The organism is Streptomyces pacificus, assembly GCF_011766325.1.
Taxonomy (GTDB): Bacteria; Actinomycetota; Actinomycetes; order Streptomycetales; family Streptomycetaceae; genus Streptomyces; species Streptomyces pacificus.
Genome location: NZ_BLLG01000017.1, coordinates 79171 through 101681, shown reverse-complemented (window position 1 = coordinate 101681; position 22511 = coordinate 79171). Strand labels below are relative to the sequence as shown.

The following is a 22511-nucleotide window of genomic DNA, read 5'->3' as shown; positions in this document are numbered from 1 at the left end:
GGTGCCGGCCACCGGACGGGCGGGGGTGCGGGGAGCGGCCGCCGGCTCCGGGGCGTCCGGACCGGGTGCCCTACGGGACGGCCTCGAGCATCGGGACGACATGGTCGATCGCGTACGGGATCGACAGCACGGTGTTGAAGGACAGCGCGGCGCCGATGTCCGGGCTGTCGTACGGCAGGAACAGGTGCCGGTTCTCCTGGTTGGCCTTGGTCTTCTGGTACAGCGGGTCGGCCTTCAGGGCCTTCTCCGTGTCCGGCGTGCCCAGCCACACCGTGCGGTCGGCCTCCATGACGTCGAAGCGCTCGAAGCTGAGGTCCGCGACGTTCTCCTCGCCGAGGGCGGCCCGGTATGTGTCGGACGTGGTGAATCCCATCTCCGTCAGAAAGGCGACCTTCGGGTCCTTCGGGGAGAAGGCGGAGAACTTGCCCGGCTCGTAGGGCTCGCCCACCGTGACGGTCTTGCCCTTCCACTCGGGGTGCTTGTCGCGGACGGCCTCGAAGCGGGCGTCGATACCGGCGATCAGCTCCTCGGCCTCGGCGCTCTTGCCCAGCGCCTTGCCGATCTGCCTGCTCATGTCCTGCCAGGGCGCCTGGTAGTCCTCGTGGCCCTTGGGCTGGGCGACGACCTCGGCGATCCTGGACAGGGTGTCGTACTGCTCCTCCTTCATGCCCGAGTACTGCGCGATGATCAGATCCGGCTTGAGAGCGGCGATCTTCTCGACGTTGTACTCGTCGCGCTCACCCACGATCCGGGGCGGAGCCGACCCCCACCTGTCCTTCACCCACGGCCACTTGCCGTACGGCTCCTCCTTGAACCAGTCCACCGCCCCGACCGGCTTCACGCCCAGCGCGAGAACCGCGTCCTGGTCGGACAGGCCCAGCGTGACGACGTTCTTCGGCTCCCTGTCGATCGTCGTGCTGCCGTACTTGTGCTCCACCGTCACGGGAAAGGCGGCGGAGGTCTTGCCCGCTTCTCCGGACGGCTTGGACTCGCTCTTCTCGGAACCGCCCCCGCAGGCGGACAGGGCGAGCGCGGCCACCGCGGCGACGGCCCGTCGAGTGATGTCTCTGGCGAACCGCGCCAGAGCGGAACGTGGTACAGGAGACACGGGCGTTCCTTTCACGGGGGCTGCACGGTGCCCGCCCGGACCTCCGGGGGTGGCGGTGCTGCCGGCGATGCGGGCCAGTGGGGCTGGAGGGTGCGGGGCCTCCGGGCCGGGGCACTGCGCCGGCCCGGGGACTCCTAGCGGACGGAGCCGACGCCGCCGGCGACCGGCCGGGCGGGTTCGGGCACGGCCTCGGGGTCCCGGTCGAGGATCGAGTCCAGGATCTCGCCGACCCGTATCGCGGTGTTGGACAGCAGGGAGGAGGTGATGCCGTGGGTGTGCTCGGTGCCGCCCTGGAGGTAGATCCCGCAGCGGAAGTCGGGGTCGGTCCTCACGCGGTAGTCGCGCTCGACACGGACACGGCCCTGCTTGTCTCGGTGGCAGCGGTCCGCGACCTCGCCGAGGAGGACGAGGCCGTCCGCCTGCCGGTACCCGGTGGCGCACACCACGACGTCGGCGTCCAGCCGGGTCTCCTCGCCGGTGACCAGGGATGTGACGGTGACGCGGATCCCCTCTGCCGTCTGCTTGATGTCCGTCAGGCGCGAGACGTTGAGGAAGCGCAGGCGCTCGGTGCCGAGCACCTTCTCCTGGTACGCCTGCCGGTACAGCTCGTCGATGAGGTCGATGTCCACCACGGAGTAGTTGGTGTTGCCGTGGTAGTCCATCAGCCGGCGTTTGACGCCCTCCGGCGCGGTGAAGTACTCGTCGACCGCCTGCGGGTCGAAGATGCGGTTCGCGAAGCTGCTGTCGTCCGCCGGGCTGTAGCCGTACCGGGAGAAGACGGCGCAGACCTCGGCCTCCGGGAAGCGGCGGTGCAGATAGGCGACGTTCTCGGCGGCGCTCTGACCGGCGCCGACCACGACGAAGCGGGAGGGGGTGGCGCCTTCCAGACCGTCCACCTTCTCCAGCAGGTCGGAGTTGTGCCACACGCGGTCGGCCCGCTCGACGCCTTCCGGCATGACCGGGCGCAGCCCCGTGCCGATGACGAGGTTGCGGGCACGGTGGACGACGACCTCGTCGCCGGACCGGGCCGTCACGTCGAGGTACTCCACGACACCGCCGCGCACGACGGGTTCGACGGAGACGACCTCGTGGCCGTACGAGACCATGTCGTCGACCTTCGCCGCGGCCCACTCGAAATAGTCGTGGAACTCCACGCGCAGGGGGAAGAGGTTCTTGTGGTTGACGAAGTCGATCAGGCGGCCCTTGCTCTGCAGGTAGCGCAGGAAGGTGTACTCGCTGCTCGGGTTCCGGAGCGTCACGAGGTCCTTGAGGAACGACACCTGCATCGTCGCGTCGTCGATGAGCATGCCGCGGTGCCAGCCGAAGCTGGGCTGCTGCTCGAAGAAGTGGGCGGTGACGGCCTCCTGTCTTCCGACGCGCGCGTTGTGCTCGCTGAGCGCGATCGCCATGGCCACGTTGGACGGCCCGAATCCGATGCCGATCAGGTCGTGGATCAGTGGTGCGTCGCCAGGAAGAGCCTGTGACATGTCACTCCCATTCGTGCGGGACAGCCGCCTGCCGGACGTCCGGTCAGGCGTGGGGAAACGGGGAGTCCGGGCACACCGGTGACCGGCAGCCGAGTAGAACTTAGGTAAAGCTAACCTGATCCGCCCGCGCTGTCGACCGGGCAAAACAGACAGCCACCCCGCCCGGGACTGAACGAGCCTGAAGGCAGGGCCCGTTGCAACCTTAGGTAAGCCTTGCTTTACTTACCCTCGCCATTCGCTCTCCCGAGGAGGAACCCCGATGCGGGTCGTCATGTTCGGCTATCAAACCTGGGGCCATCGCACCCTGAAGGCGCTCCTGGACTCCGAGCACGACGTGGCGACGGTCGTGACGCACCCCAAGAGCGAGCATGCCTACGAGAAGATCTGGAGCGACTCGGTCGCCGAACTGGCCGAGGAACACGGCATTCCGGTCGTCATCCGCAATCGGCCCGACGACGAGGAGTTGTTCGACCTCCTGAAGTCGGCCGACCCGGACATCATCGTGGCCAACAACTGGCGGACCTGGATCCCGCCGCGGATCTACGGCCTCCCCCGCCACGGCACGCTGAACATCCACGACTCGCTGCTGCCCAAGTACGCCGGCTTCTCCCCGATCATCTGGGCCATGATCAACGGCGAGTCGGAAGTCGGCGTCACGGCGCACCTGATGGACGAGGTCCTCGACGCCGGCGACATCGTGGAGCAGCGCGCGGTCGCGGTGGAGCCCACCGACACGGCGACCGACCTCTTCCACAAGACGGTCGCCCTCATCGCGCCCGTCGCGATCGGCGCCCTCGCCCGAATAGCCGCCGGCGAGACCGAGTTCACCAAGCAGGACCGCTCCCAGGCGACCTTCTTCCACAAGCGGTCCGAGAAGGACATCCACGTCAACTGGGACTGGCCGGCCGAGGTCCTGGAGCGTCTGGTCCGCGCCCAGTCCGCGCCGTACCCGGCCGCGTTCACGTTCCACAAGGGCAAGCGCCTGGAGATCCTGGCGGCCGTCGTCTCGGAGGGCCGCTACGGCGGCACCCCCGGACGCATCTTCTACCGCGAGGACGACGGGGTGGTCATCGTCGCTGGCGCCGACGCCCGTACCGGCCGCAACCACGGTCTGGCCATCACGCGCGTACGGACGGAGGACGGCAGCGAACTGCCCGCGACCGAGTACTTCACTTCCCTGGGCGGGTACCTCACCAGCCGCCCGTAGGGCCGGGGCCGCGCGGGCCCCATTGGGCTCCGGCGCCCCCGGACGGTCCCGGGGGCGCCGGTATCGACGGCATGTGCGGTCCGCGCACGCGTTCCTCGAGCGGCTCACCGACGCATCCCTGGTCGGCCCCGGTGTGCCACTGGTCCTGGAACGCACGTACCGTTCCGACTCGACCGCGGCGGGCCTGCTGGGCCGAGGCTGGGCGACACCGTTCGACGCGAAGCCCACCGTCGTGGCAGGAAAGGCCACCCACCGGGCGGACGACGGGGCGTCATCCGTGATCACGCAGAACGGCGACGGGACGTGCAAGGCCCCGGCCGGGTCGGCGGCCGAGCTGGTCAAGGGCGCCATCAGGCGTGATGCGTGCTCGGATCTTGGACAGGGGGCCGGGTGGACGGCGAAGGGCGCGACCGTCCATGATCACGTGATTCCACTCGCATGATCGTGAAGGCCGCGCCCGCATGCCGTCCTGCCCGACCCTGCCCACGCCGCGCCAACTCGCCGATCAACATGGCCTCGTTCTTGAGGAGCTGTGCACCTCCGAGCGACTGCCGTCGTTGTCGGAGGCTGTCCGGGCCGTCCCCGACCCGCGCACATCGCACCCGGTCACGCACGCCTGGCCGATGCTGCTCGGCCTCGTCGCCTGCGCCACGCTGTGCGGGGTGCGCTCACTGCGCGGAGTGATCCGCTGGGCGAGCGGCCAGGGCGCCGGCACCCTCGCCGCGCTCGAAGTTCCCGACGGCGCCCCGCAAGAACGCACAAACGAGTGAAGGAGAGGCCGCGTGACGCGTACAACGCCGGAGCGACCCCTGGACATCGAGGCGGTCTTCCCCGCCCTCACGGCGCACCGGGGGACGGCGACGCGACTGCACCCACGGCCTGGTTCGCCCGAAGTCGGGGACAGTTCGGTGGGCGGCCCGTTCCTGTGGCCGGCCGATGAACCGTGGCCGATGTGCACTGCGCCGCACGACCGGACCAGCGGCTACCGGCCGGCCGACGTACGCCGCCAGCGGGCCATCCTCGCCGAAGCGTGGGGCCGAGCATCTCCGCAGGGACCGACCGACGCCGAACGGGCCGAGTTGGCCTCCCTCACCCCCGGCCCCCACGCACCCCATCTCGGCGAGCGCGACCCCGTCCCGTTGGTCGCACTGGCCCAGTTGACGGCACAGGATGTTCCCGGTCTGGAAGGACCGGAGGGGTGCGACGTCCTCCAGGTGCTGTGGTGCCCCTTCGAGGCACACGGCCCGCGCGGCAACGCCTTCGACGTCGTGCTGAAGTGGCGCCACCAGGCCGATGTCAAGGACGTCCTGGCCTCCCGGCCCGAGCCAGTCGTCATCGGCCGCGCCCAAGGGCTGCCCGACCCCTGCGTGCTCGACCCCGAGCAGGTCGTGGAGCACGAGTACATCGAACTGCTGGACGAGGACCTCCAAGAGGCCATCGAGGAGTGGGAGGAAGGCCAGGAGGAGGCCGCGGACGGGGCAGTGGACGAGGCGGTGGACGGGGCCACAGAGTCGGTGAGCTACCCCACATACGAGGCATACGAGGCGGCGATGCGCGCCGCCGAGCAGCATGCCGCCCCCGTCGCCACCTACACCGGTGACCTGTCGATCGCCCCCGGATGGAAAGTCGGCGGCTTCGCCTCCTGGCACCTCACCGGCCCCGCCCCGGTCGAACGCTGCGCCTGCGGCACGCCCATGAGCCTGCTCCTGACCGTCACGGAACGCGAGTGGGACAACGGTACGCAGAGTTGGGTACCCGCAGAGGACCAGGAGCTGATCGGTGTGAAGGGCGCGAACATCCCGACCGCCGTCTCTCCTGCCCGCGGCACCATGTACGTCTTCACCTGCCCCATCGACCCCTCGCACCCGCACCGAACCGCCTTCCAGTGACCATGCTGCCACGTGTCGTGCTCAGGGTTCGTGGGGCCGCTATGGAGCGCCAGGTCGTCATCGACGCCGGCACCCGCCTGGACGTCGTGGTCGGCCGGCCGCTCGCCGGGAACCGCGATGACGGCAAGGTGAGCTGCCTCAGGGGAGTGTGGGGCGCAAAGAGGATGCATGTGGGGGCGCGCAGAGGCGCGTAGGCATGCAAGATGCGCCATCGGAATGCCTGCGCGTTGCACTGCCGACATCGCCAAGGGCGGCAGACTCACCTCCAGATACATCAGTGCAGTTCGGGGCGGAGCCTTGGGGGGCGTGTGGTGCTCCGGCTCTGTGCTGCGCAGGTTCTTACGCTCGGCGCCGGCCGGGTGCTGCGGCATGGGATGCGTCAGGCGCGGGGCCGGTTCTGCTGCACGATCGGGATGCATCGCTCATGGAGCGCTCGGGCGCAATAGACATACACCATTGTGGTACATGCGCTAGTCTTGGTACATGTCGATGAAGCGCACTAATGTCTACGCCGATCCGAAAGACCTCGCGATCATCAAAGAGGCTGCGAAGCGGCGCGGTATCAGCGAGGCCGAGATCATCCGCCAGGGCATCCATCTCGCGGCCATGGCCAACCGTGTATGGGACGAGCCTCTCTTCTCCCGCACCTTCCGGGGAGCGGGACGCACTCCCGGTAAGCCTGACGTGCGTGACGCTGTCGCCGACGCGGTGCGCCGCGAGACCGGGACCGGGACCGGGACCGGGACCGGGACCGGGACCGGGACCGGGACCGCTGCGTGATCGTCGTCATCGCGGACACCTCCGGGCTGCTTGCGGCGCTCGACTCCGGCCACCCCGAGCACCAGGCGTCGAACGAAGCCATCATGGTTGCCGGGCTCCTGGTGATGTCCCCGCTGCTGCTCGCGGAGATCGACCACGTCGCCACGCGCGAGCTCGGTCGTGAAGCGGCCCTCAGCGCGGTCGACGACATCCGCCACTGGGTGCGCCGAGGACGCGTCGTTCTGCCCGAGATCACGGAGGACCACCTGGGTGTCGCCCAGTCGGTGCGCGCCCGCTATCGCGACTTGGACCTGGACCTCGCGGATGCGGTGAACGTGGCCCTTGCCGCTGAGTACGACACCGACGCGGTACTCACGCTCGACCGTCGCGATTTCCGGGCTGTGCGCCCGTTGGGCCGGCACAAGGCGTTCCGGGTGCTGCCCGACGACCTTCCGATCTGATGTTGGATCTGTCCGGCTGTGTCGTCAGATTCCGTTGGTCGTGACGCTCGCATGACGCCCGCGGCGCGCGTGGACTCTCCGATGAGGCGGGAAAACCTATCTGACCTGCAGTTTCCCGGATGCGGTTCCGGCTGACGTCTTTTCGATGACGTCGCACGTGGAGTGCGTGGCGATTCTGGAGCCTGCCGAGAAGGGCCTCTGACGCGTACATGGGCAGCAGGTCAGGGTGGGGCGGGCAGGGTCGGGTGCCCGGCGGCCGTGCTGGTCGCCGGAGTGCCGGCTCTGGTCGTTCGGGCCGCGCCTTCCAGAGGGTTGAGGCAGCGCACCGAGACCACCACCACGCACGCAGAAGCAGATCCTGACCGCCCTCGGACTGACCGAGCCGCCCCGCGTCTTCGAAGCCACCCCAAGCCCCTGACCAGCACGTTTCCCTCCGCCTCGCGACACGCCCCGTCCCTGGGTGAAACAGGTATTTCCGCAGGTCAACGCCATGATTCACCGAGTAGAGCGCCCGCACCCCTGCGGAACCCGGGCTCCGCTGACGCCGTCGTGTGTCCGAGGTCTCGAGTGGCTGGTATCACCTCGCCACCCAGATACCAGTCCGGTATCATTCCTGTATGGCGATGACACTCCGACTCCCCGACGACCTTGACGCGAAGCTCACCGAGCGAGCTCGTCGGGAGCGCCGAAGCAAGCAGGAACTTGCCATTGAGGCCATCCGTGAAGCCCAGGATCGGGCCGAGCTGAAGGTCGATGACGTTCTGGCCGAACTCATGGACAGTGATGCGGAGATCCTGGACTACCTGAAGTGACCGACGTCCGCTATGTCCAGATCGATGAGATCCTGGCCATCGCTCGCATGGTCACCGATACCGAACACAGTGTGCGTGACATGGGACTTCTGGTGTCAGCGATCGAACGGCCCCGGATGAGCGTGTTCGGGGTCGAGCTGTATCCCACGCTGCATGAGAAGGCGGCGGCACTGCTGCACTCCGTCGCCCGTAATCACGCGCTGATCGACGGCAACAAGCACACCGCCTGGCTTGCCATGCGTGTCCTCCTGCGGCTCAACGGCGTCAGCGCCAGTACCGCCCCGCCGCCCGTCTCCATTGCCGGCCCGTTCGTCGAGGAAGTCGCGCAGGACAACATCGATACACCGGCCATTGCCAAGCGTCTGTCGGTCTGGTTCCCCGTTTCCTGACGGTCGACGTCGTTCAGCGGTCTCTTCCCAACCCGAGTGCAGGGAGTGAGCGTCCGCGGGTCAGTGCGTTGCGGCAAAGGGAGTCCCTGTTCGATGAGCGGGGGCTTCTTCGTGTGCGGGGCATGACCAGTCGGGCGCCGGCGCCAGCGCCAGCGGCATGCTCCGCAGCTTCCTCGAGTCACTTGAGGTTCCTTTCGACCGACCCCTTGCTTGAGCTCTGGAGCAGCGCGACACGAAGCAGTGGCATGAGCACTCCCTTTGTGGCGGTACGGGGCGCGGGTGAAGTCTCCCTCATTGATCGGGCCTTGTGCTGGATGCTGCGTATATGGATTCAGGTGCGACGCCTCGCTCGCAGGGAGAGGCCCGGCGGGCTGTTGCTCGCGGTGCTCGCCGTCCGGAAACGGCCCGCTCTCCCCGCGACGTCACGGTCGAGTGCAAGGTCATCGAACCAGGACCCCTTCGCGTGGCCGCCGGCTTCGTTCAAACGCTCGCGTCGGCATCCATTCGAGGGGTCTGGGGCGGATCGTGCGGCAGCTTCCCGGCCGACCGCAGGATGATCACGTAGGACGCAGCGTGGCTCGCCCGGTGGGACCGGTGGTCCCACCGGGCGCTGCGGACTCACATTCATCGCCGGGTCCGGGAACGCCGTGCGTGTTTGCCACTCCCTGTGGGCAAACGGCCGGCTCGCCTCACGGGCGTCGGCCCGGAGGCGTTCTGGCTGCCTTCGTCGAGCCCGGGTCACCGGGGGCCGGAGACACCTTCACCACCGTCGAGGAGCATGGATGCACCTGATTCCGTCGGAGCAGGAGAAGCTGCTGCTGAGCGTGGCGGGGATGCTCGCCAGCTACCGCAAGGAGCGTGGCGTCAAGCTGAACTACCCCGAGGCTGTGGCCTACATCAGCTGTTGGGTCATCGAGGAGGCCCGGGCGGGCAACTACACCGTCGACCAGATGATGAGCGACGCCGGCGTTCCCCTGGAGCAGCGGAAGGGCGACACCCTGGGCGCGGGCGAGAGCGTCCTCACGACGGCCGACGTCATGGAGGGCGTCGCCGAGATGCTCCACGTCCTCCAGATCGAGGCGACGTTTCCCGACGGCCGCAAACTCGTCACCCTCTACGACCCGATCCGCGCCCCGAAGGCCGCCCCGACGCCCGCCCCGATCCACTGAGGACGGACCTGTGCCCTACTTCCAACCGCTGGCAGCGAAGCCCACGCCGACCGTGTGTCCGGGCGTGCGACCTGAGTGCCCGGTACCTGCCGAGTCCTTGCCGCCCTCCGAGCTGGATCCGGGCGAGGTCCACGACTTCTCCCGGTACGAGGTGGGCGGAGTGTGGGTCAGGGAGCCGACCGCGGAGCATGTCCTCAACTCCGTGGAGGGCAAGGCGACGGTCTATGTGGTCAACGTCGGTGACCGAGACATCCAAATCGGTTCGCACATCCACCTGGCCGACGTCAACGAGGACTTGCTGTTCTTCACTGACGAGGAAGCCGCCGCCGAGGCGGAGAAGGCGCTGACGGACCCGCGGCTTTCGCGGCTTGAGCAGATCGCCGCCGCCCGCCAGTTGGCGCACGACCGGTCGAAGACGCCGGGAGTGGCCCCCTGGGGCTACCGCCTCGACATCGCTCCCGGGGACTCCATGCGGTTCAGCCCGGAGCACGCGCCCAGCGACGCGATCGAGGTCGTACCGATCGGCGGGAATCGACGTGTTCCGGGCCTGCGCAAGGACAAGCGGCCCGGCGACACCGATCTCGACTGACCGCGCCCTCGTAAACCCGGCTGGAGCAGAGCAATGGCGAACATCACGCGGAAGCAGTACGCGAAGTCCTACGGCCCGACCGTGGGCGACCAGGTCCGCCTGGGCGACACCAACCTCTGGATCGAGATCACCGAGGATCTGACCTTCGGCGGTGACGAGGCGATCTTCGGCGGTGGCAAGACCATCCGCGAGTCGATGCTGCAGGGCAGCACCACCAGCGCGCAGGGCGCCCCCGACACGGTAATCACCAATGTGATCATCCTGGACGTCGCTCCCGCCCTGAAACGGCGGCGCAGCGACACCATCGTACGTGCCGACGTCGGGATCAAGGACGGTCTCATCGTCGCGATCGGCAAGGCCGGCAACAGCGACGTCATGGACGGGGTCACCGACGGGCTGGAGATCGGCCCCTCTACGGACGTGATCTCCGGCGAGGGCAAGATGCTCACCGCCGGCACCGTCGACACCCATGTGCACATCATCTCCCCCTCGGCCGTCATGGAGGCCGTGGCCACCGGCACCACCACGCTGATCGGCGGCGGCGTGGGCCCCTCCGAGGGGACCAAGGCGACCACCGTGACCCCTGGCCCGCAGCACCTGGTGAACCTCCACCGCAGCTTCGACGACCTGCCGGTCAACGTCATGCTGCTGGGCAAGGGCAATACCGTCAGCGAGGACGGCTTGGACGAGCAGGCGCTGGCGGGCGCCGGCGGATACAAGATCCACGAGGACTGGGGAGCCACCCCGGCGGCTCTGGACGCCGCGCTGAAGGCCGGAGAGGAGTGGGGCCTGCAGGTCACCCTGCACGCCGACTCCCTCAATGAGGCCGGCTTCGTCGAGACCACCCTCGATGCCATCGGCGGGCGCGGTGTTCACGTCTTCCACGCCGAGGGCGCCGGCGGCGGGCACGCGCCCGACATCCTGAAGGTGGCCGCCGAGGAGAACGTTCTGCCCGCCTCTACGAACCCGACGCTGCCGTACACCAGGAACACCCTGGCCGAGCACATCGACATGCTGGCCTCCGCCCACCACCTCGACCTCAGCAACAAGAACGACCAGGCGTTCGCCGACTCCCGGATCCGCTCCACCACCATGTTCGCCGAGGACGTGCTGCACGACATGGGCGCGATGTCCATCACCTCCTCCGACGCCCAGGCCATGGGCCGGATCGGGGAGGTCGTGACCCGCACCTGGCAGGTCGCACACGTCATGAAGGAGTGGAGCCACAAGACCTTCCAGGACGCGGACTTCTTCCACCGGTCCGGTCGGGGAGTGGGCGACAACGCCCGCGCCCTGCGCTATGTGGCCAAGTACACGATCAACCCCGCCATCGCCCACGGCATCGACGAGTACGTCGGTTCCGTGACGGAGGGCAAGCTGGCCGACCTGGTGCTGTGGGACCCGCGGTTCTTCGCCGTACGACCCGAGATCGTCATCAAGGGCGGAGCCATGGTGCTCGGCAACCTGGGCGACCCCAACGGCTCGGTGTCGACGCCTCAACCGACGCTCCTTCGCCCGGCGATGGCCCATGCGATCGCGTCCCAGCTGTCCTACTCGTTCGTCTCGGGCAAGGTCCTCAACCCGCCGCCCGGCACCGACCCCTACGATCCGGTGAGGGGCAAGGGCGTGTTCAAGGACTCTCTGCGCGCCACCCTCGGACTACGGCGTGAACTGAAGGGCGCCAAGCCCGTCAAGGACGTCGGGAAGGCCGACATGGTCTTCAACGCCGAGCGATTCGGCATCGACATCGATCCGAGTACGTTCAAGATCGCGGTGGAGATCCCGGAGCTCGCCACGACACGGAATCACAGCCTCACCAAGCACAAGAGCCGAGCCGGATTCTGGTATCTCGACCAGCCGAATCCGCCGAAGAACCTGCCGCTCGCCCAGCGCTATCTGATGTTCTGAGGCGCCCTGTGAGCACCACCTCCTCACTCCTGCTCGCCCTGCTGGGCGACGCCCGGCTCCCCTCCGGGGGACACACACAGTCAGCGGGTCTGGAGCCGGCGTTGCGGGCCGGTACGCCATCGGCCCAGGCGCCCGCCTATCTGCGTGCCCGCCTCCGTACGGTCACACGTGTGGAGGCGGGGGCCGCCGTGGTCGCCCGTGCGGTGGCAGCGGATGACGGCGACCTGGCCGAGGTCGAGGCCGCCTGGGCGGCCCGGACCCCCAGCCAGGCGCTGAGGGCCAACGGGCGGCGCCTGGGGCGTGGTTACCTGCGCGTCCTGCAGACGCTGTGGCCCGGCCCCGTGGACACGCGCGCACGCACCTGGTCGCGTCCCGTCGTGCTGGGGCTGCTCGCCCACCGCGCCGGGATGGGTCCCGCCGACCTGGCCCGCCTGGTCGGGTACGACGACGTCCAGACCGTGACGGCGGCCCTGCTCAAACTCGAGCCGCAGGACCCGCTGCTCATCGCCGCGTGGGTGAAGGACCTGCTGCCCGACATCGACGAGATGGCCACTCAGGTCGCCCACCTGCACACCACCGAGCAGATCCCGGCCCAGGGCGCCCCTCTCATCGAGCGCTGGGCCGAGACCCACGACACCACCACGGAGAGACTCTTCAGTGCCTGAGAACACCACCGCCCCCACCCGTGCCATGCGTCTGGGCGTAGCCGGTCCCGTCGGCACCGGCAAGAGTTCGCTGATCGCGACCCTGTGCCGGGCGCTGTCCGGCGAACTGCGCCTGGGTGTCATCACGAACGACATCTACACCGACGAGGACGCCCGCTACCTCAAGAGTGCCGGGGTGCTGGACCCCGAGCGGATCCGCCCGGTGGAGACGGGCGCGTGCCCGCACACCGCGATCCGGGACGACGTGACCGCCAACCTGCTGGCGGCCGAGGACCTGGAGGCCGACTTCGGCTCGCTGGACCTGGTCATCATCGAGTCCGGCGGCGACAACCTCACCGCGACATTCTCCCCGGCCCTGGTGGACGCCCAGCTGTTCGTCCTGGACGTCGCCGGCGGCGGTGACGTCGTACGCAAGGGCGGCCCCGGCATCGCCCGCGCCGACCTGCTCGTGATCAACAAGACCGACCTGGGCCCATACGTGGGCGTGGACGTCGAGCGTATGGCCCGCGAGGGCCGCGAAGCCCGCCGAGGGGGCTCGGTGGTCGCGCTGTCCCGACACGACGAGGAGTCCATCCGGATGCTGACCGGCTGGGTCCGCGACACCCTCGCCCGCTACCGCGCCGGCGACCACACCCCCGTCGACCCCGGCCCCATGGCCCCGCACTCCCACGCCGACCGGGACGGCAAGGGCGGTCACACGCACACCCACGCCGACAGCGCGACCCACACCCACGACCAGGCACCCGCGCATGCAGGGCCCAGCGCGTGACGGGCCCGACCCGCCTGGGCATCGCCCCCACGGGAAGCCGCTGCCACCTCCACCACAAGACCGGGCACCTGACGGTGCGGGTCATGAACCAGGACGCAGACGGAGCCAGGGTGGGCCTGCTCGCCACCCAGGCACTGCTGCTGTCCGGCGACGACGTCCGCATCGAGGTGGACGTCGCTCCCGGTGCCTGGCTCGACGTCGTGGAAACGACCGGCACGGTCGCCTACGAAGGCGAGGCACCCTCATCCTGGACAGTCGACGCCACCGTGGGTGACGGAGCCATCCTGACCTGGGCAGGCAAGCCGTTCGTGGTCTCGGACGAGATCGCAACCCACCGTCGCACCCGGATCCGGCTGCAGGGCACCGGCAGGGCACTGATGCAGGAGAAGATCGTACTGGGGCGTGCCGGGCAGCTGGGCGGGGATCTGAACATGTCCCTTGAGGCCAGCGACGACACCGGGCCGCTTCAGGTGGAATGCCTGGAGCTGGGCCAGGAGGCCCGCCGGATGCCCGGCATCCTCGGAAACCTACGCTCACTGGACACGGTCACCGCCCTGGGATGGACACCTGAACCAACCGGTGAACCTGAGGCCGGCACCACCGGCCCCGGGGAAACCCACTTCCCCCTGGACCGGTCAGGCGCCGTACTGCGCTGGATGGGCATCGGCCGATTCCGTGACCGGTTGTGTGACGCCACCTTCACCGCCTGGCACGAGGAAGCCATGCGCGACTACCGGCACCGACACGCCACCCAGCGCCTGCGTCCCGCACAGGCGGAGACCCGGCCCTGACGGTACCGAACCTGTCCGCGCGGCCGGGGCGGGCACGAACCGGGACCGGCGCCCGGGTGGGAGAGCCGGGCGGGCCCACGGAGCCCACGCGGGGGCCGGCTCGTCGGCAGTGGACCGCTGATCATTGACACATGAGCCGAATGCCCCTGACCGTCGCCCTCATACACATCTGACGCCCCGGCAGAACGAGCGTCAAACGAGCGTCGAGATTGTCTTGCCCTGGCTCCGCGGTAACCGGAGGACATCACTGCGATCCCCCCGTTCCTTGGTCGAAACCGCAGGTCAGAAGTTTTTGCCCGACAAGCGACGCACGTTCACGTCGTATGCCCATGGAAACATGTGGGCGCGACCCACCCGAAACTGGACAATCAGCAAACTAGCAGGTCAGCGGCCCTTTTCAGCAGGCTCAAGGATCGCCACGCTCCACATGCGAGGTCATCGGAAACATGTCACGATGTGCCATCGGGGGAGAACGTGCAGGTCAGCCTGGGTTTACGGTCCCGCCAGCAGGCTATCGGACGCCCGGAGCGTCGAATGAGCGTCACAGCCGCAGAGGGGGTCGCTGATCGAACCGTTGCTGCCCGAGCCGGGGCCGAAGCTGGACGCGGGCTAACTCACCGTGAGGGAAGGCGCCCGGCATCCTGGGTCGGCTCCTGAGCAAGCCCTTCCACACCAGTTCCCGCGCCGTGGGCCGCAGCGGCTCAGCCGGCCGCCGGGCTCGCGGCCGCATGCTTTCCGGCCGCACATCAGAAGTGTTTCGAACCACTCACCCGCGAGTCTTCGGGCCCCCGGGGCGGCACGTAGGCCGACGTCCTGCGATCGGGCCGCCGCGGCGTCCCGTAGTACTAGGCTGTTTTCGTCCCACTTATGGGGCTTCAGTGGTGCGGTCCGATATCTCACGTCCCTTTGCGGAGGCGTTCGCTGATCTGCCTCCCCAGAGCAGGTGTGAGGTAGCCGGATGGAAGGTCCACACCGAGCGACAGCGCGAGGTCGGCGGCGTACAAGTCCACGGCCGATTCAGTGAGGTCCGCCAGGTTGGTCGCCGCTTCCCGGCCGCGTCGCCAGCCGATGAGCAGGAGAACGGCGCCGACCAGGGCCGCTGGCCACCACTGTGTACCCAGGCACAGGTAGAGCAGGCCCCAGCCGCCCTGAATCGACGCGCCGGTCAGTGCCGCGCGGGCCGCGATCAGATCGTTGCGGCAGGTTTCAGGCAGCAAGGTCCACAATCGTGGCCAGGCGTACGGGAAGTCGAGCCCGTACTGGCCGTGGACGCGGACTCCCACGCCTCGCAGCCGGTCACCGATCCACGTCGGTCGGGCCGGCTGGGTGAGCGCGATGGCGTTGCGGGCTTCGGCGAGAGCGGCTCTGTCGACCTCGGAGACACGCTCGTCCGTGGATGCGCTCTCGACCGCGGAGTGCGCGCGACGCCACCGGTCCTGGCGTCGTCGGATGAGCCGGCCGGTCAACCACACCGGACCTGAGAGCAACCACACCCTCTCCACCACGCCGCCGAGTCCGCGCGCCAGCAGCCCGATGCCGGCCCCGACCCCCAGGATCACCACGGACAGCAGGACAGCCTGCACCGGGCGGAGGTCGAAGTGGGCGATGAAGTCCTCGGCGGCGCGGGCCAGTCGCCGCCAGTCCAGGGCGTCGCGGTGCCCGAGCACGGACCCCGCCGTCACAAGGGCGGTGAAGAGCGCGCCGGGCAGGGCCAGCACGCTCACCCAGCGTTCGGCGAGCTTCTTGCCCAGCTCGGACAGAAAGGTGTTCATCCGAAGGACATCGGCTCGCCGAACAGGGCGCATTCGGGCAGCGGGCCGCCCGGCGCGCGGTGCTTCCAACGTGAACAGCGCCGGCCCGGACAGGTGTAGAAGCCGGCCGGTGGCGGTGCGGGCGCCTGGCCGGGTGCCGGCTCGTACCCCCGCCGCCGCACCGGCCAGCCCAGGCGTCGGCGGACCTCTTCCGCCACGGCTGCCGCCGTCCGCGTACCGTTGCGCAACTCGTCGACGGCCCTGTCCAGATCGACGGCCCACTCCTTCTTTGCCGCCCATGTGCGCAGCTGCGGCAGGTCATCGCAGATCCACGTGAGTTCGCTGATGTCCGCAGCGGTGGGTTCCACCTGTTCGCCCCCTCTACACGCCCTTCACGGAATAGTCTCATTGGTCATACGTGTGAGTCATGAGTTCGGCGGCATTCCACGCGGCCACCCAGGGGCGTCATGAGCATCGAAACACTCACCTTCGCCATGGAGGACCGGCTCGCCGCCTTCTCCGCCAGCGGCGACCCCGCAGTCCTGCGGGGCCCCGAGGCACAACAGCTCGCCGAGCGCCTCTACTACGCCATCGACTGGCTGGCTCCCCAGACCGAGAAGGTGGAGACCGCGCGGGCGTTCAACGTCGCCGTGCTGCTGGCCAGCTTCCACTGGCAACGCTTCCAGTACGACGGCTCGGACGCGGACGCCGGGCGCGGCGGTCTGTTCTACAAGATGGTGAGCCAGGTGGCCCCGCACTGCGTACCCACCGACCTGTTGGAAGTGTTTATGGAGCAAGGGGAACCGATACGCGACACGCCCACAAGTCAACTGACCGCGTTGACGGCCCGGGGCGTCAGCCTGCTCAAAGAGGCGGAGATCAACGGAGATGCCCGGCTACTCGACGACGCCGTCGCCTTGTGCCTGTTCGCCGTACGGGCGAACCCACGGCAGGACGTAGTGTGGGCGGAGTCCCTCATCATGCTCGGGAATGTGCTCACCCGCCGGTACGAGTACACGGGCGACGCGGATTCCCTGACCCGAGCCTACAACGTGACGCTCATGGCCGAAGACGTGCTCCCTGAGGGTGACCCGTACCGCCCGAAGTGCTTCTCGACTCTCGGGCACATCGCGATCAGACTGTACGAGCGCGAAGGGGACCTGGACAGGCTGGACCTCGCCATCCGGGCGTTACGCGAGGCAGCGTACGGTGCCCCCGGCTACGACCAGTACCGCGCCGCCTACCTCACCAACCTCGCCACGGCCCTGAGCCAGCACTACGGTCACACCGGTCGGTTCGAATCCGCCACCGAGGCGCTGGAAGCACAGTTCGAGGCGGTCCGGACCACCCCGCGCGACCATCCGGACCTGCCGAGCCGACTGATGAACCTGGCGGCGGCGCTCCAGGGCCACCCCGGAACGGTCCCGAACGGAGTCGACCGACATGATGAAGCCGCCGCCCACATACGGCACGCCCTCTCGCTCACCACAGATGGCCATCCGGACCGGCCCCGCGGCCTGCGCCTCTTGGCCGGTGTCCTACAGAAGCGCTTCACGTCGAAACACGACCCCCGCGATCTCACCGATGCCGTCGAGGCAGGCCGGGCGGCGGTCGAGGCGTGCGGGGTCGGCAGCTACCAGCGGCCGTACCTGCTGCGCGGCTTCGCCGAGGCCCTGATGGCGTACGCCGACCACTTCTCGGCGGTGGACCAGCTCGACGAGGCCATCGGGGCGCTGAGAGAGGCCGACGCGCTCCTACCCAAAGACCACCCGTACCGCAGGGACACCCTGATGACGTTGGGGTACGCACTGCGGGACCGCGCCGGCGCAGACCCCGCCGACCGCGAGCAGGCGCTGCAGGCACTGCGCGACGCCTCCTCGATCACCTCCGCACCGGCCCGGGACCGCGCCTGGGCGGCCGTCGCGGCCGGGTACCTCGCGGCCGACTCGGAGGACTTCACCGGCGCTGTCGAGTCCTTCACCCTCGCCCTGGAGCAGCTGGAGCTGACCGCCTGGCGCGGCCTGGACCGGGCCGACCGGGAGCGCCTGATCGCGGAACACCCGAACTTGGTCGCGCACGCCGCCGCCGTCGCCGTACGGGCCGACCGGGCGGAACGCGCGGTGGAACTCATCGAACAGGGCCGTGGCATCCTGCTCGCCCAGGCCCTGGAAGCCCGTACCGACCATAGCGAGCTGCGCGCCCTGGCGCCGGAGCTCGACCACCGGCTCCGTCAGGTCCTCGACGAACTGGACCGGCTGCCCGACGGTTCGTACAGCACGGCCGCGGAGGAGGTGCACGAGCGCCGGCGTGCGAACGACCGACGCGCGGCCCTCGCCCGGGAGCGGGAGGAGGTCCTCGCCGACATACGCAAAGTATCCGACCTTGCCGACTTCCTGCGGCCGCGGCCCTTCGCCAAGCTACTCGTCGCCGCGGAGCGCGGGCCGGTGGTCCTCCTGTGCGCGAGCCGATACGGGTGCTACGCCCTGCTCCTGAGCGGGGCGGGGGTGCAGGTGCTCGACCTCAAGCTGGACGAGCGGCACGTGGCCAACCGGGTCATCCGCTTCACCCGCGCTGTCGACGGCGAACCGTCACCGCTAAGGGCCAGTGAGGCCCTCGTGGACGGCCTGTCCTGGCTGTGGGCAGTCGTCGCCAAGCCGGTGCTGGAAGCGCTGGGCCACACCAAGCCGATCGGCCCCGGGACCGAGTGGCCCCGTCTGTGGTGGTGCCCCACCGGACTGTTCACGCTGCTGCCCATGCACGCTGCGGGACATCATCGCCCGGAGAGCGGCGGTGACGCGGTGCTGGACCGCGTCGTCTCGTCCTACACCCCCACACTGCGGGCCCTGCTGTACACCCGAACGCATCCGCCGAAGCACCCCTTGACGCACCCCCGGCCGCCGAGCGCCAGGGAGGCCGCACGCGGCCTCATCGTCTCCATGCCCTCGACTCCGGGCTGGCCCGACCTTCCGGCCGCCGAGCAGGAAGCCCGGGCAGTGCACCGGCGGCACCCGGACGCCGAACTCGTCACCGGCCCCGCCGCCACGGCGCCGTCGGTTCGAGAGGCCCTCACCCACTGCTCCTGGGCACACTTCGCGTGCCATGGCAGGCAGGACCTCGGTCACCCGTCGCGCGGCGCGCTCATCCTGCACGACGGTCCGCTGACACTGCGCGACATCGTGAATCTCCGGTTGCCGCATGCGCAGTTCGCTTTCCTCTCAGCCTGCGAAACCTCGCGCGGCGGCATCGTCCTGGCCGACGAGGCCATCAGCTTCGCCACAGCACTCCAACTCGCCGGCTTCAGGGACGTCGTCGGCACCCTGTGGTCCATCGACGACACCCTCGCGTCGGACATCACCGACCTCGTGTACGAGCACATGTCTCGTCGGCCCGCGCCTAACCCGGCGACCGCGCTCCACGCCGCATTGCACGCCGTACGGGCACATCACCCCGACGACGTGATGGGCTGGGCACCGTACGTCCATGTAGGCCCGTAAGAGGTCGTTCGGTTGGTGACCGAACGACCTGGGGACTGGCGAAGGTGGACCCACCGGGTACGCGGCGGTAGACGAGGCGCGCCACGTTGGCGACCTGCTCCAACGACTTCTCGGCGTCCCGCAGCAGCGCTCGAGGCGAACACGATCCCGGACACCCTCATGTCGCGCCGCGGATCGATGCGGTAGCGGTACGGGCGCTCCTCCACGATCTCCATGGCACCTCCAGGATTCCTACTTCCAGGGTCCGCCGCTTCCCGGTCGCCGCCGAACCGGGCCCGGGCGCGAGTTCCGACCTACGCGCGCAGCTTCCGCCCCAGCCACAGCCCCTCTTGCATGTTCTACGGCACACTCCATCCTCGGCCTGGCGGTCCCCCATCTGACGCGGGTGGCGCTGGGCACCTCGGACCACCGGGCGCTGATCCCCGCGTCCATGCTCGCCGGAGCGTTCCTGGCGCTGGCGTGCGCGCCGCTGAGCCAGCCGCCCGACACCGACTCCGTGCTGCCGCTGAACGCCATCACCTCGCTGTTCGGCGCCCCCGTCGTCATCGCGTTCCTGATCCGCAGCCGCCGAGGCGTACAAGGAGTTGCCTCATGACCGACACCATGACCGAGCCGCTACGGACACGACCGGCGGGCCGGTCCGCTCCGGCGGCCTGGTCACGCAGGGTCTCGCCGTCGGCTACCGCACCCGGTCGCCGCGACGCGGGCGCGGAGCGGAGCGGGCCGTGCTCGCGGGGCTCGACCTCGAAGCATGGTCCGGCGAGTTGACCGTCCTACTCGGCCCCAACGGCGCGGGCAAGTCCACGCTCATGAGGACTCTGTGCGGACTGCTGCCGCCGCTCGACGGCCGGATACGGATCGGCGGAACCGACCTTGCGCAGGCGTCACCGTCCTCGCTCGCTCGGCAACTGGCGGTCGTCCTGACCGACCGGGTGGACCCCGGGCTGCTGTCCGTACGGGAACTGGCCGGGCTCGGCCGCCACCCGCACACCGGGTTCACAGGCCGCCTCACGGCGGTCGATCACGCGACCGTCGAGTGGTCCCTGCGGGCAGTGGGCGCGGGACATCTGGCGGACCGGCCGGCCGCCGAGCTCTCCGACGGCGAGCGCCAGCGCGTCCTGACCGCCCGCGCCCTCGCCCAGGAACCCGAGTTCGTCCTCCTCGACGAGCCGACCGCCTTCCTCGACGTCCCCTCACGCGTGGCGCTCACGGTGCTGCTGCGCGACCTCGCCCGGGACAGGGGCCTGACCATCGTGGTCAGCACCCACGACCTGGAATTGGCCCTGCGGGTGGCCGACGCAGTCTAGCTCGTCGACCACGAATCCCGTGTCCATGCCGGGGCGCCTGAGGACCTGATCCGCAGCGGCGCGGTCGCCGCCGCCTTCGACGCCGACCACCTCGCCTTCGACCCGGCGTCCGCACCTTTCGGCCTGCGCCGCACCGCACGCGCCGCGGTGGCGGTGGATGCACCGGCCGATGTGCTCCCCCTCCTCGAACGCGCCCTCGCCCGGGAAGGACTGGCCGTCGCCTACCGGGTGGACCCACCCGCCGACCGGCAGGTGCGCTGGGACGGCACCGACCGGCTCGCCCTCACCGGACCGGAGGGACAGACCGTCCACGTCCGAGGCTTCCACGTACTCACGCGGACGGTGCGGACGTGGTGACCACGACCCTCACCCCCGACGCCCTGGCACGGATCTCCACCATTGGCCCTCGCCGTGGCCACCCGCCCGCGCCCCGAAGCGGAGGGCTTCCGTCCGCTGACCGACCTGTACGAACACAGCGGCACGCTGGAGCTGCGTAGAAGCCGTCTCCGGGCGGCTGGGCATCGACCAGCCCAGGGTTGCGGCCTCCATCCTGCACCTGGGCACCGCCTCCCGGCTCTGGTCGGTCGCCCTGGCCTGCGCCGCGCTCACTGGCCGCGTCCCCGACCTGGCGCCCGACCGGCTGTGGTGGCGCCTGCCCGCCTCCGGCCCCCTCGACCTGTGACTCCCCGACCTCAGAGCAGTCGACCAGGAACCGCTCCCGGCCCTGCTCCACACCGTCGCCGTCCAGAACCTGGCCCCCTGGGCCGACGCCGTACGGCACGTGCCGGGCGTATCCCCGCACACCCTGCGCGGCAACGCCTCCTCGGCGCTGATCGGAGCCCACCGCGTCCTGCTGGCCAAGACGACGGCCCCCTTGCTCCCCCTCGTACGTCTCGTCCGCGGCCTGCTGGACCGGCCACCGCTGGCGGGCACCGGCACCTACCGCTTCACTCCTCCCAGACCACTCGCCTTCCGACGCCGCAGCTGCTGCCTGTACTACCGCGTGCCAGGCACGGGCACCTGCGGCGACTGCGTCCTCAACCCCAAGGAAAGGAGAAGACCCCATGACCACCACCGAGCCGACCGTCGTCGAAACCCGGGCGGCGGCACCCAGCACGTCTGGCCCCTCCCGGTCGACGAGGCCACCCTCCTCGACCTCGTCACCACCGTCTTCACCGACCACTGGCAGCACATCCACTTCGGCCCATCATCGAAGGCGCCGACGGGGAGGTCGGCGCCCCGAACGCGCCCACCGCCATCACCATGAACGACCGCTACGCCACCGTCGACTTCGGTGCCTGGCACTTCCACCTGTGCATCGGCGAGCACACCGCCTCCGGCCCCGAACTCGGCCGCATCCGCCGCTGCTCCCACACTGAGCTCTACCGCAGCATCGGCTCCGACGGCTCACCCGTCAGCTGGGGGATCCGCCTGTTCAACGGCCGCGACGAGCAGATGATGACCGTCCTGCTGCCCAACCCGTTCCTCACTGACCGCCAGGAGATTCTCGACACCCCCGACTTCACCCGGCTCAACGCGTGGGACGCATTGCGGGCCCGCTTCCTCTCACTGCCCGACGACCCGCTCGACCGCACAAGCAAGGGTTTCAAGCACAGCGGTTGACCGCAGCCCGAGACCCCGCGGCGCCGTACCGCCGACCCGGACACGGGTTGTCGCTGGCAACAGGGCGCACGCGAAACCATATTCACCCCGAGACGGATTGCGGTACCCGTGCGTTCGAACCGGTCGGCGCCCTCTCGGAGGATGAGCTCGCGGCGGAGAGCAGCACGGCGATCCGACGGTGGGACGTGAAGGAGATCGCCGAGTACCGCGGCGCGGAGCTGTTCGGCCCGCAGAACCTGGCCGCCGCTCTGAGGGCGTTGGTCGTTGAAGGAGTTCCAGATCATCCGCTGCCCATGGGGCCTTGACAGACTTAGTGCCGCATCTGGCAATGGC

General features: G+C 69.4%; 22 protein-coding genes and 3 pseudogenes. 21 read left to right on the top strand and 4 right to left on the bottom strand.

The genetic code is table 11. The annotated features are described in order from the left end of the window. Positions 1-70: 70 nt before the first annotated feature. Both SCWH03_RS22770 and SCWH03_RS22765 read right to left on the bottom strand, forming a co-directional pair. A complete protein-coding gene (locus SCWH03_RS22770) occupies positions 71-1108 on the bottom strand; it encodes an iron-siderophore ABC transporter substrate-binding protein (protein ID WP_173266158.1) in 1038 nt (345 codons plus the stop codon). A gap of 134 nt (positions 1109-1242) precedes the next feature. After that, positions 1243-2595: a lysine N(6)-hydroxylase/L-ornithine N(5)-oxygenase family protein gene (locus SCWH03_RS22765; RefSeq protein WP_173266157.1), complete on the bottom strand. Its 1353-nt coding sequence runs from the start codon at positions 2593-2595 to the stop codon at positions 1243-1245. 259 nt (positions 2596-2854) lie between these two features. Here SCWH03_RS22765 and SCWH03_RS22760 point away from each other — a divergent pair, with 259 nt between their 5' ends. The 16 genes and pseudogenes from SCWH03_RS22760 to SCWH03_RS29345 all read left to right on the top strand — a co-directional run. Further along, complete coding sequence (locus SCWH03_RS22760; protein ID WP_173266156.1) at positions 2855-3802, top strand: methionyl-tRNA formyltransferase; 948 nt, start codon at positions 2855-2857, stop codon at positions 3800-3802. A gap of 73 nt (positions 3803-3875) precedes the next feature. Further along, positions 3876-4244 carry a DUF6531 domain-containing protein gene (locus SCWH03_RS22755; RefSeq protein ID WP_254076960.1) on the top strand — a complete coding sequence of 123 codons (369 nt, stop codon included), beginning with the start codon at positions 3876-3878 and terminating at the stop codon, positions 4242-4244. A gap of 19 nt (positions 4245-4263) precedes the next feature. Beyond that, positions 4264-4572, top strand: a complete 309-nt coding sequence (locus SCWH03_RS22750; RefSeq protein ID WP_173266155.1) for a transposase family protein — start codon at positions 4264-4266, stop codon at positions 4570-4572. 12 nt (positions 4573-4584) lie between these two features. Beyond that, positions 4585-5691 (top strand): hypothetical protein, encoded by a 1107-nt coding sequence (locus SCWH03_RS22745; RefSeq protein WP_173266154.1) that lies wholly within the window; start codon positions 4585-4587, stop codon positions 5689-5691. A 50-nt stretch (positions 5692-5741) separates the two neighbouring features. Next, a pseudogene (locus SCWH03_RS22740) lies at positions 5742-5819 on the top strand (IS5/IS1182 family transposase); the annotation flags it as partial. 355 nt (positions 5820-6174) lie between these two features. Beyond that, the gene (locus SCWH03_RS22735) at positions 6175-6471 is read left to right on the top strand and encodes a ribbon-helix-helix domain-containing protein (RefSeq protein ID WP_173266153.1); all 297 of its coding nucleotides are present in this window, start codon (positions 6175-6177) and stop codon (positions 6469-6471) included. Further along, entirely contained in the window at positions 6468-6911 is a 444-nt protein-coding gene (locus tag SCWH03_RS22730; protein ID WP_173266152.1) for a PIN domain-containing protein, read from the top strand. Before SCWH03_RS22735 ends, SCWH03_RS22730 begins: the two co-directional genes overlap by 4 nt. 617 nt (positions 6912-7528) lie before the next feature. After that, positions 7529-7723, top strand: coding sequence for a ribbon-helix-helix protein, CopG family (locus tag SCWH03_RS22725; protein ID WP_173266151.1), 195 nt, complete (start codon positions 7529-7531; stop codon positions 7721-7723). Further along, on the top strand, positions 7720-8112 hold the full coding sequence (locus SCWH03_RS22720) for a type II toxin-antitoxin system death-on-curing family toxin (RefSeq protein WP_173266150.1): 393 nt from the start codon (positions 7720-7722) through the stop codon (positions 8110-8112). Before SCWH03_RS22725 ends, SCWH03_RS22720 begins: the two co-directional genes overlap by 4 nt. A gap of 782 nt (positions 8113-8894) precedes the next feature. Then, the gene (gene ureA, locus SCWH03_RS22715) at positions 8895-9281 is read left to right on the top strand and encodes an urease subunit gamma (protein WP_173266149.1); all 387 of its coding nucleotides are present in this window, start codon (positions 8895-8897) and stop codon (positions 9279-9281) included. A gap of 97 nt (positions 9282-9378) precedes the next feature. Further along, the gene (locus SCWH03_RS22710; RefSeq protein ID WP_254076959.1) at positions 9379-9870 is read left to right on the top strand and encodes an urease subunit beta; all 492 of its coding nucleotides are present in this window, start codon (positions 9379-9381) and stop codon (positions 9868-9870) included. 33 nt (positions 9871-9903) lie between these two features. Continuing rightward, positions 9904-11778: an urease subunit alpha gene (gene ureC, locus SCWH03_RS22705; RefSeq protein ID WP_173266148.1), complete on the top strand. Its 1875-nt coding sequence runs from the start codon at positions 9904-9906 to the stop codon at positions 11776-11778. An 8-nt stretch (positions 11779-11786) separates the two neighbouring features. Continuing rightward, positions 11787-12443: an urease accessory protein UreF gene (locus SCWH03_RS22700; RefSeq protein ID WP_216854786.1), complete on the top strand. Its 657-nt coding sequence runs from the start codon at positions 11787-11789 to the stop codon at positions 12441-12443. 25 nt (positions 12444-12468) lie between these two features. Then, the gene (ureG, locus tag SCWH03_RS22695) at positions 12469-13212 is read left to right on the top strand and encodes an urease accessory protein UreG (protein WP_173266174.1); all 744 of its coding nucleotides are present in this window, start codon (positions 12469-12471) and stop codon (positions 13210-13212) included. Then, complete coding sequence (locus SCWH03_RS22690) at positions 13209-14003, top strand: urease accessory protein UreD (RefSeq protein ID WP_173266147.1); 795 nt, start codon at positions 13209-13211, stop codon at positions 14001-14003. The genes ureG and SCWH03_RS22690 overlap by 4 nt, the downstream gene beginning before the upstream one ends. Positions 14004-14626: 623 nt before the next feature. Continuing rightward, positions 14627-14734, top strand: a pseudogene (locus SCWH03_RS29345) (DUF6411 family protein); the annotation flags it as partial. A gap of 165 nt (positions 14735-14899) precedes the next feature. On the opposite strand, the gene SCWH03_RS22685 reads toward SCWH03_RS29345, so the two are convergent. Both SCWH03_RS22685 and SCWH03_RS22680 read right to left on the bottom strand, forming a co-directional pair. After that, positions 14900-15775, bottom strand: coding sequence for a hypothetical protein (locus tag SCWH03_RS22685; RefSeq protein ID WP_162602735.1), 876 nt, complete (start codon positions 15773-15775; stop codon positions 14900-14902). Further along, the gene (locus SCWH03_RS22680) at positions 15772-16122 is read right to left on the bottom strand and encodes a hypothetical protein (RefSeq protein ID WP_109296541.1); all 351 of its coding nucleotides are present in this window, start codon (positions 16120-16122) and stop codon (positions 15772-15774) included. The genes SCWH03_RS22685 and SCWH03_RS22680 overlap by 4 nt, the downstream gene beginning before the upstream one ends. A gap of 99 nt (positions 16123-16221) precedes the next feature. Between SCWH03_RS22680 and SCWH03_RS22675 the strand changes: the two genes are divergently transcribed. The 5 genes and pseudogenes from SCWH03_RS22675 to SCWH03_RS30085 all read left to right on the top strand — a co-directional run bounded on the left by SCWH03_RS22675 (position 16222) and on the right by SCWH03_RS30085 (position 22178). Then, on the top strand, positions 16222-19248 hold the full coding sequence (locus SCWH03_RS22675) for a CHAT domain-containing protein (protein ID WP_173266146.1): 3027 nt from the start codon (positions 16222-16224) through the stop codon (positions 19246-19248). A 28-nt stretch (positions 19249-19276) separates the two neighbouring features. Beyond that, complete coding sequence (locus SCWH03_RS29790) at positions 19277-19843, top strand: iron chelate uptake ABC transporter family permease subunit (RefSeq protein WP_308788882.1); 567 nt, start codon at positions 19277-19279, stop codon at positions 19841-19843. Beyond that, complete coding sequence (locus tag SCWH03_RS22665; protein ID WP_254076956.1) at positions 19833-20555, top strand: ABC transporter ATP-binding protein; 723 nt, start codon at positions 19833-19835, stop codon at positions 20553-20555. Before SCWH03_RS29790 ends, SCWH03_RS22665 begins: the two co-directional genes overlap by 11 nt. A gap of 153 nt (positions 20556-20708) precedes the next feature. Then, positions 20709-20912, top strand: a complete 204-nt coding sequence (locus SCWH03_RS29340; RefSeq protein ID WP_254076955.1) for a hypothetical protein — start codon at positions 20709-20711, stop codon at positions 20910-20912. A gap of 424 nt (positions 20913-21336) precedes the next feature. Then, positions 21337-22178, top strand: a pseudogene (locus SCWH03_RS30085) (DUF7676 family protein). Positions 22179-22511: the final 333 nt, after the last annotated feature.

What these genes read in the sequence shown, in the direction of transcription:
- SCWH03_RS22765 (WP_173266157.1), bottom strand. Translation starts at nt 2,595, where the DNA reads ATGTCACAGGCTCTTCCTGGCGACGCACCACTGATCCACGACCTGATC.
- SCWH03_RS22760 (WP_173266156.1), top strand. Translation starts at nt 2,855, where the DNA reads ATGCGGGTCGTCATGTTCGGCTATCAAACCTGGGGCCATCGCACCCTG.
- SCWH03_RS22750 (WP_173266155.1), top strand. Translation starts at nt 4,264, where the DNA reads ATGCCGTCCTGCCCGACCCTGCCCACGCCGCGCCAACTCGCCGATCAA.
- SCWH03_RS22735 (WP_173266153.1), top strand. Translation starts at nt 6,175, where the DNA reads ATGTCGATGAAGCGCACTAATGTCTACGCCGATCCGAAAGACCTCGCG.
- SCWH03_RS22725 (WP_173266151.1), top strand. Translation starts at nt 7,529, where the DNA reads ATGGCGATGACACTCCGACTCCCCGACGACCTTGACGCGAAGCTCACC.
- ureA (WP_173266149.1), top strand. Translation starts at nt 8,895, where the DNA reads ATGCACCTGATTCCGTCGGAGCAGGAGAAGCTGCTGCTGAGCGTGGCG.
- ureC (WP_173266148.1), top strand. Translation starts at nt 9,904, where the DNA reads ATGGCGAACATCACGCGGAAGCAGTACGCGAAGTCCTACGGCCCGACC.
- ureG (WP_173266174.1), top strand. Translation starts at nt 12,469, where the DNA reads ATGCGTCTGGGCGTAGCCGGTCCCGTCGGCACCGGCAAGAGTTCGCTG.
- SCWH03_RS22685 (WP_162602735.1), bottom strand. Translation starts at nt 15,775, where the DNA reads ATGAACACCTTTCTGTCCGAGCTGGGCAAGAAGCTCGCCGAACGCTGG.
- SCWH03_RS22675 (WP_173266146.1), top strand. Translation starts at nt 16,222, where the DNA reads ATGAGCATCGAAACACTCACCTTCGCCATGGAGGACCGGCTCGCCGCC.